The organism is uncultured Winogradskyella sp. (genome assembly GCF_963975125.1).
GTDB lineage: Bacteria > Bacteroidota > Bacteroidia > Flavobacteriales > Flavobacteriaceae > Winogradskyella.
Genome location: NZ_CAXBGB010000027.1, coordinates 1 through 13,733, shown reverse-complemented (window position 1 = coordinate 13,733; position 13,733 = coordinate 1). Strand labels below are relative to the sequence as shown.

Below are 13,733 nucleotides of genomic sequence, written 5' to 3'. Positions count from 1 at the left end.
TAGCTATAATTTTAACGAGGCTTCAAAAGGAACACGATCAATTATGCTTCGCCCTAAGGTGATTTCGTCTGTGTATTCTAATTCATTACCAGCTGCAACTCCTCTAGCAATTGTTGACATGACCACGTTATAATCTTGAATTTGTCTGAAAATATAGAAATTAGTAGTATCACCTTCCATTGTTGGGCTCATAGCAAAAATCAATTCTTTTACTTTCCCTAACTTCACTTTTTCTACTAATGTATTAATATTTAAGTCTTGTGGACCAATACCATCCATTGGAGATATTTTTCCACCCAGCACATGGTATAGTCCTTTAAAAGAACTTGTGTTTTCAACAGCCATAACATCTCTAATATCTTCAACCACACAGATTAATTCTCCATTACGATTAGGATTTTCACAAATTTCACACAAAACCTTATCACTAATATTATAACAAGATTCACAAAAATTAATCTCTGCTCTTACCTTAGATAAAGCATTAGATAATTGATAAGTCTGATTCTCTGGCTGTCTTAACAAATGCAATACCAAACGCAATGCTGTACGTTTACCAATACCTGGTAATTGCGACATTTCGTTAACTGCATTTTCTAAGAGTTTTGATGAAAATTCCATAGCTGCGAAGGTACAGATTTTTAGAAATAAAAAAGCCCAACTGAAAATGAATTACTATTGGGCTTATTATACCGTATAGACTTAAAAATTCGTATCTGGTTGTCTTTTATTTTAGAATTAATTTTTTTGTGATTTCCCCATTTACACTATTCAGTTTTACAAAGTAAACACCAGGATTGAACGCGGACACATCTATCTTAAAACCATTTAATAAATTTACCTTTTTACCATAGAATACAAGCTTACCAAGTGTATTATATACTCTAACACTAACATCTTCAGGCGTATTCCATTTTAGATTTACTTCGTGTGATGCAGGATTTGGATATAGTGATAAATCATTAAATTCAAAATCATTTACACTTAATGCTATATTATAAATGTTAGATCTCCATAAGCCTCTACCATAGGTAGCTGCGTAGATACTATTATCGGCTGTATTAATTTCTAACTCATTAATTCTAACATTTGGCAAACCGTTGTTGAATGGCACCCAAGTATTTCCTAAAGCATTATCTGTATAATAGACACCGTAATTCATGCCAACATACAAACCTTCGTCTGCATTATTTTGCCAAGCTAAAGCTTGTGCTGAGAAACTAGGTAAATCCCATTTTATAGAAGTAAATGATGCGCCATTATTAGTACTTATATATACTTTTTCGCTATTGGTAGTCGCAATAGCTATTTTATCTGAATCAGTAGGGCTCACAACAATTTCGTTTATTCTACCTCCTCCTATATTTAGAGTGGATTGTGTCCAAGAGACACCTCCATTAATTGTGTACCAAAACGCTCCGTCAATAGCCAAATACATTTTGCTATTGTTAATTGGCGCTACTTTAAAATGATCAATGTTAGCGCCAAAATTTTGCGATGCTGAATTCCAAGTATCGCCACCATCTGTGGATTTAAAAACCTCGTTATATGCCACATATATTGTGTTTTGAATTATTGGGTCTTGCTCAATTGGCACTACCCAATTCCAATTTCCATCACCTGCTGGATTAGCTATTCCAAATCTATTAGCACCACCATTTGTCGTTTTGTTCATCCCTCCAAATTGGGTTGTTCCATACATAATTTGAGAATTGTTTTTATCAACAAAACCTTCCATACCATCAGCACCAAGCCAATCTGTCCATGTTCCATTAGAAGCCATGACTGAACTTCCATTATCTTGTGAGCCACCAGTAACTACAACTGGATTTGTTTGACTTATTCCAATTCTGTAGAATTGTCGGATTCCCATTCCAGGAGTTAAATCTGTATAATACCTATCATTAACTACGGTTGGGTTGTTTGCTTTAAAAACTCCGCCATCAGAACCTACAAAAAGCTTCGCATTAACTCCTGTACCTGCAAATAAGAGAATATCAACATCTGCATGGCAATAACCAATATCTAAACCATTAGCATTACCTGGAGTCCATTGAGATGTAATATTAAAATTAACACCACCATCGGTAGATCTCCAAGTATTAATACCTGCTATATGCACATCATTAACATCATCTGGGTGCACAGTAATATCCATATCTCTAGGAGCCTGACCACTTGTGTCCAAGCCATTAGTATCATACCCAAAATAATTTTTACCGACATGGTTAAGTTTCGCAAAAGTTTCACCTCCATCAGAAGATTTATGAAAACCACCAAAAATGCCTCCAGCGGCTTCTAAAACATATACTACTGAAGGATCATTAGCCGAAACGCCAATCATTTTAACACCAGATGAAAATGTATTAGTTGCAGATTCGAAGCCATCTAAAAATACTGTACCTAAATTGTTTGTAGTAACAGAAATATCGTCTAAAGTTAAACCTCTTCCATAATTAGATGTGCCTTCAAAAGCCACATAGTAGTCTGCACTAGGATTTGGTAATGAAATACTAATATCTGTCCAACTTGTTACTTCTGCTGTATAATTTGCCAACTCAATCCAACTACCATTGGCAGATGTTTTATATAAAACTTTTAGTTCATCAATATCTCCCTCCCAATTTACTTGTGTATAAGAGAAGTTAATTTGCGGGTTTACCGCACCTGTTAAATTCATTGCTGGTGTAGATAAACGTGTTGATGGTGCAGAAAAATTATCAATATAAAACAATCCTAAACCGTTACCTGTTCTTGGTGTTACAGTATTATTTTGATTTGATCCAGCAGCCGTCCATGATGTATTACCACTAACAAACTCTTGAGACCACACATCTAAACCTCCACTTGTGCTAAACGTAATACCACCATCAGTAGATTTATAGAAATTTGCTCCTGAGGCATAAACTGTATTAGGATCTCCTGGTTTAAATTCAAAATCATAACCCGAAGTTGCTCCACTTTCAATTATCGTCCAAGATGCGCCACCATCGTTAGACTTAAATAATCCACCACCTTGAGAACTACAAAACATCTTAGACGTATTTGTTGGATGAATCAGAATTTTGTTTACCGTTCCTCCGCGAGGCAAATTACTGTGCAAAGCCCAAGTTAATCCACCATCTGTGGATTTAAAGATAGAACCTCCTGATGAACCCCAATAATAAGTCATATTAATTAATGGATCGATTGCTAAGGCATAAACATCTATATTCGCTAGGTTATCAGTTAAAACAGTCCAGGAAGAACCTCCATCCATACTTTTCCATACACCTCCTGTATTAGCTCCAGCGATAATATGATCTAAATTACCTTCTTCAATTGCTATTGAAGTAACACGACCTACACCAGGATTCCAACCTGCAGAAGCATTCCAATAGGTTGGTCCCATTTCTTCCCAAGTACCTACAACAGTCCTTGAAGCTAAACCTTCGTTGTTAGTTCTTGCATTATAATCTTGTAATTCGTTATAATAAAATTCTGAAGACTTTAACTTACCTGTTTCATCCATAGCACGTTCTGCAAAATATTGCCAACGTCTAAAGGGCTTGTAACCTGTTCCTCTTTCTCTGCCGACAGAATCAAAATGGAGTTCTGCAACTTCAACTATAGACTCAACTGTGTGCGTTCCTTCTGCAATAAGCTCATGATAATCTTGGCCAAACGAAACAAAGGCAAGCAGAAAACATGTAAAAAATAGGGCGATTTTTTTCATAATTTATTTCTTTTTAAGTAGCTGTTTTTTTCAAATGTACTATTTTTCATAAAATTTTCTTAATTTAAGTCTTTAATTTATGTCACCTACTTCAATATTATTATTAATTACGTGCTATTTCGGACTGCTTGTATTAATCTCTTATTTTACAGGTAAAGACGACAGTAATGACGTGTTTTTTAAAGCCAAAAGACAATCTCCATGGTACATAGTCGCCTTTGGGATGATAGGTGCATCTTTATCTGGAGTCACCTTTATCTCAGTACCAGGTTTGATAGGTGGTGAACAATTTGCTTATATGCAAGGCGTCTTTGGTTTTTTTATTGGTTATCTCTTTATTGCATTAGTATTAATCCCTATTTATTACAAACTGAATGTCACCTCCATTTATCAATATTTAGAACAACGTTTTGGCAAAGTAAGTTATAAAACTGGTGCCTTTTTCTTTTTGTTATCTAGAGTTACAGGAGCATCATTTCGGTTGTTTTTAGTTGCACTTGCCATGCAATATATTGTTTTTGAACATATAGGTGTTCCATTTTGGTTAACCGTCGTAATTTCAATTTTATTAATATGGATTTATACTAATAGAGGCGGTATTAAAACTATCGTTTGGACAGATACTTTACAGACTTTAGCCATGTTAGTTTCAGTTGGTGTAGCAATTTATTTGATTAATACTAAATTAGATTGGTCTTATTTTGAGTTCTTAAATTCTTCTGAATTTAAAGCAAAAGGACAGATCTTCTTTTTTGATGATCCATACGCTAAAACTTACTTCTGGAAATACTTTATAGGTGGTATTTTCATTGCTATCGCCATGACGGGTTTAGACCAAGACATGATGCAGAAAAACTTAACCTGTAAAAATCAGAAAGAAGCTAAGAAAAACATCTTTAGCATGGCAACATTGTTGGTTATAGTAAACTTTATATTTCTATCCTTAGGCGCGTTATTATTCGTTTATGCTGAAAAATTTGGTTTGGAAATCCCAGTATTAGATGGAAGGACACGAACGGATTTATTGTTTCCTGAAATAGCCATGAATCAAGGACTAGGTTCTGCTTTAGCAATCACCTTTATTATTGGATTAATTGCTGCCGCTTATTCTAGCGCAGACAGTGCCTTAACTTCATTAACAACGTCCTTTAGTGTTGATTTTTTAAATATTGAACATAGACCAAAAGAAGTCCAAAAACCTTTACGAAAAAAAGTTCATATTGGTGTTTCAATTGTACTTGTTCTCGTTGTTTTATTCTTTAATATACTAGAGGGAAATGTTGTTGGCAATCTATTTAAATTTGCAACATTTACATATGGTCCTTTGCTCGGTTTATTTGCCTTTGGCATTTTAACAAAGCATCAAATAAAAGATAAATATACTTGGATTGTGGCATTAATGTCTATTGTGTTAACTTTTGCGATTACATCCTTGCCAGAAACCATAATTGGAACTTATAAATTTCATTGGGAAATTCTTCCACTTAATGGATTAATTACCTTTATAGGGTTATTGCTTATTAAAAAACATAATGGAATTAAGGCAAGCTAGTAAGCCTTATCTATTAATTTAATTTAACCCGTTGTACATTTAATGTCCGACTCGAATTGACGAAATTGAATCAAAATACACAACGGGTTAAATTAGATTTTTAGTACTGTTCTGTAGCTAATAACACCAAAGTACAAGCAACTTCATATTTAATATTATTTTCATTTAACAACTTATAAAATTCAGAATTCTCAGTGCCAGGATTAAAAACAACGCGATTGGGTTTAATGCCTATAATATAATCGTAATAATCTTCTTGTCGTTTAGGGTTTAAATATAAAGTTATTGTATTAATAGCTTCATAATTTAGCAACTCGGTATCTATAGCAACATCCTTTATTCTACCTTCTCTTAACCCAAAAGCTTTGACCTCATGGTTATAATTTCTCAACCTCTTAATCGCTATATTAGAGTAGCGTTCTGGCTTTAGAGACGCTCCCATTACCAATGTTTTTTTATTCATTTTGTTAAAAATATGATAAGAAATGTTAAATAGAGTAACATGAAGTAAAAATAGTCGTCTATACATTAAGAAACTATCAATCAATCAATCAAAAAACAATCAGTAAATGAAGCATTTATTCTTAGTGCTTATTATGGTGTCATCGACCATTTTAAGCGCACAACCCAATTCAAATTCAGACATCAAAAACGGTTCTATTTCAGGACGTGTTATGGATGCAGAACTCAATGAACTTTTACCTTATGTAAACATCGTTATAAAAGATATTGCCAACAAAATAATTACTGGTGGTATAACCAATGATGATGGTACTTTTAATATTAATAAAATTCCAGAAGGAATTGTAAAAGTTGAAATTAAATTTATTGGTTACAAAACCATTTTAAGCGAGATAAACATTGGCAAAAACGTGTATAAAATAAATGTCGGTGTTATTATGCTCAAAGAAAATTTAGAATCTTTAGATGAAGTGACTGTTGTAGCGAAAATCTCAACAATACAGCAAAAGATAGATCGAAAGGTTATAAATGTAGGTAAGGATTTAAAACCTCTGGACCAACAGCTTCAGACATAATGAATAATATCCCATCTGTTAACGTAGATCAACAAACAGGTGCTATTGCCCTATGAGGAAACCAGAACGTACAAGTTATGGTAGATGGAAAACTGTCTAATATACCAACAGAACAATTATTGAAGCAAATTCCTTCGACATCTATTAAAAGTATTGAATTAATTACCAATCCCTCAGCAAAATACAATCCGGAAGGTATGAGTGGCATTATAAATATAATACTATATAAAAATGTAAATATTGGCTTTAATGGCAACATAAACTTAGGGCTTAGCTATCAGTTAGAACCCAAATTTAATAGTTCAATAGATATGAACTATAGAAACGGTAAACTTAATTTTTATGGCAGTTATGGTAACAATATTTCGGACAATAGAAATACTGGTTTATTAAACCAAACTGAAACAGATATCTCTCAAACTTTTAATTTCTTAGATGATAGAAATTCACATTTATTTAAAGCTGGCATTGATATTTATATTAATGATAAAAAGGAAAATGCTAGTCAACAATACAATGTTAATTATAAATTAGAGTTTGATAAAGAAGGGCATAATATAGAACTTGAGGTAGATCACAATATTTTTGACAATGATTTAGAAACTTTAAACAGTTTTACAGGCTTTAGTGCAAGACCAAACTTTGATGAATATACCATAGTGGCGCGCAATAGAACAACTGTTAACCTAGACTATACAAATCCATTATCAGAAACTGCAAAATTAGAATTAGGATTACAAGTGCGTTTATTTGATAACAAAATTGACTATAATTCTGATGCACGTGTAATAAACCAGCTAGAAAATTATATTCCAACTTCTACAGTTTTTGATTATGAAAGAAACATTTATTCTGCTTATGCTACTTATGGTAAGAAGTTAGACAAATGGTCTTACAAAATAGGCTTAAGAGCAGAAACCGTTATTGTAGACGCTTTGGCTATTGATATGGATTTAACAGATAATACAACAACAAACCTTCCCTTTAAAAATGATTATTTCCAAGTATATCCTTCTGCCTTTGTCACTTACAGTCCATCTGAAAAGAATTCATATCAATTTAGCTATAGTAGACGTGTCGATCGTCCAGGTGTTGGCCAAGTTAACCCAATACCAGAGTTTAATACACCTTTAATTTCTCAATTTGGTAATCCTGAGTTACAACCTCAATTCACAAATTCAGTAGAAGTAAACTACACAAGAAATTTAGAAAAAGGGAGCATAACTACTGGTGTATTCTATAGACTTATTGAAGATGAAATAAATCAAGGTGTATTTGTAGATCGCTCAGACTTTGGTTCTGGAAGAGTTATATTAACTAATGATAATTTTGATACAACCTCAGCATATGGAGTTGAGTTATCTAGTAGTTATAGACCTACTAAATGGTGGAGCTTAAATACTAGTTTCGATTTGTATGCGCGTAAACAAACTGGTTTTGCAGAATCTCTAGACCCAACAATACCAAACCCAATTGAAAGTGATATTGAGATTAATAAAGTTGAAGTTGACAACCTTATATATAACTTTAGAATATTCAATAACTTTAAAGTTACCAAGGATTTATCATTATCTGCGTTTGCAATGTATAGAGGAAAAGACACTGGTTTAAATTTTGAAATGGACCCAATGTATTTTGTAAACTTAGGTATGCGTTACAGTTTTCTTGAAGACAATAGAGCCACTTTTAGCTTAAACTTTAATAACGTTTTTGATACTCAAGAAATATATATTGTTAGCGAAAGACCATTTAAACAAAATGTGCAATTTAAGCCAGAATTCAGCACCATATTCGCCGGTTTATCTTACCGTTTTGGTGGAGGAAAATACAAGGCAAAATCTCGTAAACGCAGAGATAATGATGAGAAATCTTGCAGTGGTTTTATGTAATAACAAATAATAAGTGTCTTTATTAAAATCACACAGAAGATAATATTTAATAGCCTACATAATAGTTGATGGTTAGTATTAATGTTTAGCTATTAAATAAGAAAACCCGAAACGTCTTGTTTCGGGTTTTTGTTAAAAACACGTTAAATGTGTTAATCTTTGAAATAAAACAGAAACTATTACGTCTATAGTAGTGAGATAAGTTTTAAGTAATAGTAATTATAAATTAATTTTTATAATAGTATTAGTTAAGTTGGTTAATAGCTAAAAAGCCCAGACGATTATGTTGTTTGGGCTTTTTTTGTTTCGAAAAAAGCAGAATTGCTAAATATTTTCCTTTGAAGTTTTAAAAATTGAATATAATCCTAGAATAAGTATAAAAACCGAAGTTACCATGCCCATAATACTGTTAGTCGAATCTAGTTTAGTAAACTGAAACGTAAAGAAAATGCCAACCATAATTAATAAAAACCCACCTCCTTTTTTTCGTTTGGTTGTATTAGTGTTTTCCATATTAATTAAACATTCTATTCATGAGGTCCCTTTTTTCTAAGGGATTAGTTTTACCATTTAATAATAACACTTCCCCAAGTAAAGCCACTACCAAAAGCCGCTAATACAACATTGTCTCCTTCTTTTATTTTTCCTTCTTCCCAAGCTTCTGTTAATGCAATAATTACAGATGCTGCAGTGGTATTACCATATTTCATAATATTATTAAATACTTGGTCATCTCGTAGGCTAAACTTTCTTTGAATAAACTGGGCAATTCTCAAATTTGCCTGATGTGGTATTAACATATCTATATCCTCACGTTGCAGACCGTTTTGCGTAAGACCTTCCATAATGACTTCGCTGAAACGAACAACAGCATTTTTAAACACAAATGTGCCATCCATATACGGAAAATATGATAAATCTTCCTCTCCTGCTTCAATAATTTCGGGTACCCAATGGGCAATACTTGGCGAAGCAACGATGAGTTTATCTGCATTTTTTCCTTCACTATGTAAGTGTGTAGATAGTAATCCTTTAGTGTTATCTTCTTCTCTACTTAAAACAGCAGCTCCTGCTCCATCTCCAAAGATGACAGTAACACCACGACCTCTTGTGCTTTTGTCTAATCCATTACTATGATATTCTGCACCAATAACCAAAATATTTTTATACATCCCAGTTTTTATAAATTGATCTGCAACAGAGATAGCGTATATAAATCCAGAGCATTGATTACGCACATCTAAAGCACCAATCGTAGGCATATCTAGCATATCTTGAATTTGCACACCACAACCAGGGAAATAATAATCTGGACTCAAAGTAGCAAATACAATAAAATCGATATCATCTTTTGTTAAACCTGCACGCTCAATAGCAATTTTGGCAGCTTTTGCACCCATAACCGCAGAGGTATCTTCAGTACCTTCTTTTATCCATCGTCTTTCTTTTATACCTGTACGTTCTTGTATCCATTCATCATTTGTATCCATCAGTTTCGATAGATCCTCATTTGTCACTACGTTCTCAGGAAGATACTTTCCTAAACCAATTATTTTCGAATTATACATATTTATAGGAGAAAAATTATGAAAACAAAAATAATCATTTATAAACAAACTCGTTTTAATCAAATTTGCTATTACTATACGCGCATAATACTTATGTCAGTTTGTCACTTTTTAAGTCTTGGTATTTTATTTGACTAGTAGTAATATAGAAATTAAAATAACTAATACTGTCAGATAGAGTTGAGACGAAGTCGAAGTATCGAGAACATCTCGATAAATTTCGAAACAATTTTGAAACACTCGATGAGGCAATAAATAAATACAATTATGACAAAAGGAAGTATTAATGTATCGGTAGAGAATATCTTTCCGCTTATTAAAAAATTCTTGTACAGTGATCACGAAATCTTTTTACGTGAGCTTATTAGTAATGGTACAGACGCCACGCTAAAATTAAAACACCTTGCTAGTATTGGTGACTCTAAATCTGAATACGGCAATCCACAGATTGAAGTAAAGATTGATAAAGAAGGAAAGAAACTTCATATCATCGATCAAGGATTAGGGATGACAGCCGAAGAAGTTGAAAAATACATTAACCAAGTCGCTTTTTCTGGTGCTGAAGAATTTTTAGACAAATACAAAGATTCTGCTAAAGATTCAGGGATCATCGGTCATTTTGGTTTAGGTTTTTACTCTGCCTTTATGGTCGCTGAAAAAGTTGAAATTATTACAAAGTCGCATACAGGAGCTGATGCAGCACATTGGACTTGTGATGGTTCACCAGAATTTACATTAGAAGCATCTGATAGAACAGAAAGAGGAACAGAGATTATTCTTCATATCGCTGAAGACTCAACTGAATTTTTAGAAGAGAATAGAATCAGTGAGTTATTGATGAAGTATAACAAGTTTATGCCTATTCCAATTAAATTTGGAACTAAGGAAATAAACGATCCAGAGTTTACTCCAGAAACAACAACTGATGCTGAAGGAAAAGAAACAACTGAACCACACAAACAAATTACTGTAGATAATATCATCAATAATCCAAATCCGGCTTGGACAAAACAACCAGCAGATTTAGAAGATCAAAACTATAAAGATTTTTACAGAGAACTATATCCAGCTCAATTTGAAGAGCCTTTATTCAACATTCATCTAAATGTAGATTATCCATTCAACTTAACAGGAATCTTATATTTCCCTAAGATGACGAATGATATGAACATGCAGAAGGATAAAATTCAACTCTACCAAAACCAGGTCTATGTTACAGATAATGTAGAAGGTATTGTACCAGAATTTTTAACTATGTTACGTGGTGTAATTGATTCACCAGACATTCCGTTAAACGTATCGCGTAGTTACCTACAAGCTGATGGTGCTGTAAAGAAAATTTCATCTTACATTACACGTAAAGTTGCTGATAAATTGAAATCCTTATTTAATGCTAATCGCGAAGATTTTGAAGCAAAATGGGACGACATTAAAATTGTAATTGAATACGGAATGTTATCCGAGGAGAAGTTCTTCGAGAAAGCAGATGCCTTTGCTTTATACCCAACAGTAGATGGCAAGTACTTTACTTACGAAGAATTATTTAATAAGATAAAAGCGAATCAGACCGATAAGGATGATAAGTTAGTTATTCTTTACGCATCTAACAAAGACCAACAACACAGCTATATCGAAGCTGCTAAAGCTAAAGGTTACGAAGTCTTAATGTTAGATTCACCAATTATATCACATTTAATCCAAAAGTTAGAAACGACAAAAGAAAATATCTCTTTTGCTCGTGTAGATGGCGATCATATTGATAATTTAATTAAGAAAGATGAAACTACAATTTCTAAATTAACAGAAGAGCAAAAAACAGAATTAGATACGCTTTTAAAAGCAACGATTCCTTCAGAAAAATTTGCTGTACAATTAGAAGCTATGGATAGCGATGCGTCGCCATTTATAATTACACAACCAGAGTTTATGCGTCGTATGAAAGAGATGCAAGCTACAGGTGGAGGAGGCATGAATATGTTTGGTAATATGCCAGAAATGTATAACCTCATCGTTAATACTAATTCTGAGTTGGTTGGTGAAATTTTAGGCACTAAAACCAAAAAGAAACAAGAGCGATTAATTAATCAGAGTTTAGATTTAGCACGTTTATCTCAAGGCTTATTAAAAGGTGAAGAACTCACTAATTTTATTAAGCGAAGTTATGAGATGATTAAGTAATCTCAATTTGTCATTGCGAGAACGCAGGACGTGGCAATCTCTTAAATATTTAAAAACCACTTTGTTAATTCAAGGTGGTTTTTTTGTAACTTTTACTCGTTAACATCGTCTCACACATATAATAAATTTTATAACCACATGAAAACCAACTATTCTATCGCTTTACTTCTATTTAGCTTTGTATTTTCAACAACTATTTCAGCCCAAGATCTAACCCAACAATTTGATGATATCGTATCTCAATCCTATAAATCGGACATGCCTGGAGCAACCATTTTAGTAGCAAAAAATGGAAAAACAATTTACAGAAAAGCTGTTGGTAAATCTAGTCTAGAATTAGATGTAGATATGATACCCGAAAACGTATTTATGTTAGCATCTATCACTAAACAATTTACTGCAGTTGCTATTTTAATGCTAGAAGAACAAGGTAAATTGAGTTTAGACGACCCTATTACTAAGTATATTCCAGATTATCCTACACTTGGAAAGAATATTACAGTTCATCACTTATTAAACCATACATCAGGAATAAAAAGCTATACAGGAATAGGCAATTTAGTTGAAGTTGCAAGAAATGATATGACTTTAGATGAATTAATCGATTATTTTAAAAATGAACCTATGGATTTTGATCCAGGTGAAGAATTTAGATATAATAATTCGGGTTACATTCTACTTGGTAAAATCATAGAAGTGATTTCTGGTGATACTTACGAAAACTTTATAGAGAAAAATATATTTAATCGCTTAGGCATGAAGAGTTCAAGCTATGGAAATACCAGAGAATTAGTTAAAAACAGGGTTGAAGGCTACGAGAAAAATGAAAATGGCTATGTTAATGCACACTTTCTTAGTATGACGTTACCACATGCTGCAGGTTCATTAACATCTACTACTGACGATATGCTAAAATGGCAAAATGCGTTAACTAATAATACATTTATAAAAGCGACTTCGTTAGATAAAGCCATTAATGGCTCAAGTCTTAATAATAGTGAACATATTGGTTACGGATATGGTCTTGGAGAAATGACGCTTAAAGGATCTAAAGGGTACACACATAGTGGTGGTATTTTTGGTACATCTACAAACGGAATTTATCTTATCGAGGAAGATGTCTATGTTATAGGTTTAAGCAATTGTAGCTGTAATGATATAGGCGCTGTGACAAGAAACCTTGCTGCTGCAGCGATAGGAAAACCTTTTCCAACCATGAAAGAAGTCGTAAAAATTTCTGAAGACAAAATGAAACAATGGGTTGGCGCTTATGAATTTGAAGATGGAGCTATCAGGCATATTTTTATGGAAGATGGTAAACTTAATAGTATGCGAGAATCTGAAACCAATACAGTTTTTGAAATTTTCCCATTATCCGAAAACCGATTTATGTTTGAAGACGGCATTGAGTATAAGTTTTCAAAATCTACTGATGGAAAACGTCAAGCCATTTTTATTACTGATACAGAAAATGTAGGTAACGAAGTTGATAAATCAATGCCAAAAGCTCGAAAAGAGTTAACATTGTCAAATGACGTCTTAAAACACTATGTCGGGAAATATGAGTTAAGTCCTAATTTCCATGTTGAAGTTACTGTAGAAGGCAATCAGATTTTTGGACAAGCTACTAGTCAAGGAAAATTTGAAGTTTTTGCTGAAGACGAAAGTACCTTTTTCGCAAAGGTTACTCCTCTTAAGGTGAAGTTCAATAAAAATGCTACGGGTGAAGTAGAAAGCTTTACTTTATATCAAGGCGGTCAAGAAACAATTGCTAAAAAAGTTGAATAAGTTTTT

Annotated in this window: 10 protein-coding genes; 5 read left to right on the top strand and 5 right to left on the bottom strand. The window is 33.0% G+C overall.

What is annotated here, in order from left to right; all coding sequences use genetic code 11:
- Positions 1–3 precede the first annotated feature (3 nt).
- On the bottom strand, positions 4–621 hold the full coding sequence (gene recR, locus AAC053_RS05675; protein ID WP_339753922.1) for a recombination mediator RecR: 618 nt from the start codon (positions 619–621) through the stop codon (positions 4–6).
- A gap of 106 nt (positions 622–727) precedes the next feature.
- The gene (locus AAC053_RS05670) at positions 728–3,715 is read right to left on the bottom strand and encodes a T9SS type A sorting domain-containing protein (protein ID WP_339753919.1); all 2,988 of its coding nucleotides are present in this window, start codon (positions 3,713–3,715) and stop codon (positions 728–730) included.
- Positions 3,716–3,794: 79 nt separating this feature from the next.
- Between AAC053_RS05670 and AAC053_RS05665 the strand changes: the two genes are divergently transcribed.
- Positions 3,795–5,267, top strand: a complete 1,473-nt coding sequence (locus tag AAC053_RS05665; RefSeq protein ID WP_339753917.1) for a sodium:solute symporter — start codon at positions 3,795–3,797, stop codon at positions 5,265–5,267.
- Between the two features lie 100 nt (positions 5,268–5,367).
- Here AAC053_RS05665 and AAC053_RS05660 read toward each other — a convergent pair whose 3' ends face one another.
- Positions 5,368–5,730 (bottom strand): CoA-binding protein, encoded by a 363-nt coding sequence (locus tag AAC053_RS05660; protein ID WP_339753915.1) that lies wholly within the window; start codon positions 5,728–5,730, stop codon positions 5,368–5,370.
- A 106-nt stretch (positions 5,731–5,836) separates the two neighbouring features.
- Between AAC053_RS05660 and AAC053_RS05655 the strand changes: the two genes are divergently transcribed.
- Entirely contained in the window at positions 5,837–6,304 is a 468-nt protein-coding gene (locus AAC053_RS05655; RefSeq protein ID WP_339753912.1) for a carboxypeptidase-like regulatory domain-containing protein, read from the top strand.
- Positions 6,305–6,381: 77 nt separating this feature from the next.
- Positions 6,382–8,193, top strand: a complete 1,812-nt coding sequence (locus AAC053_RS05650) for a TonB-dependent receptor (protein WP_339753911.1) — start codon at positions 6,382–6,384, stop codon at positions 8,191–8,193.
- A gap of 324 nt (positions 8,194–8,517) precedes the next feature.
- Here the strand turns inward: AAC053_RS05650 and AAC053_RS05645 are convergent, their stop codons facing one another.
- Both AAC053_RS05645 and AAC053_RS05640 read right to left on the bottom strand, forming a co-directional pair.
- Positions 8,518–8,706, bottom strand: coding sequence for a hypothetical protein (locus AAC053_RS05645; protein WP_339753909.1), 189 nt, complete (start codon positions 8,704–8,706; stop codon positions 8,518–8,520).
- 50 nt (positions 8,707–8,756) lie between these two features.
- On the bottom strand, positions 8,757–9,761 hold the full coding sequence (locus AAC053_RS05640; RefSeq protein ID WP_339753907.1) for a beta-ketoacyl-ACP synthase III: 1,005 nt from the start codon (positions 9,759–9,761) through the stop codon (positions 8,757–8,759).
- Positions 9,762–10,028: 267 nt separating this feature from the next.
- Between AAC053_RS05640 and htpG the strand changes: the two genes are divergently transcribed.
- Complete coding sequence (gene htpG, locus AAC053_RS05635) at positions 10,029–11,939, top strand: molecular chaperone HtpG (RefSeq protein WP_339753904.1); 1,911 nt, start codon at positions 10,029–10,031, stop codon at positions 11,937–11,939.
- A 138-nt stretch (positions 11,940–12,077) separates the two neighbouring features.
- Entirely contained in the window at positions 12,078–13,727 is a 1,650-nt protein-coding gene (locus AAC053_RS05630) for a serine hydrolase (protein WP_339753902.1), read from the top strand.
- Positions 13,728–13,733 lie beyond the last annotated feature (6 nt).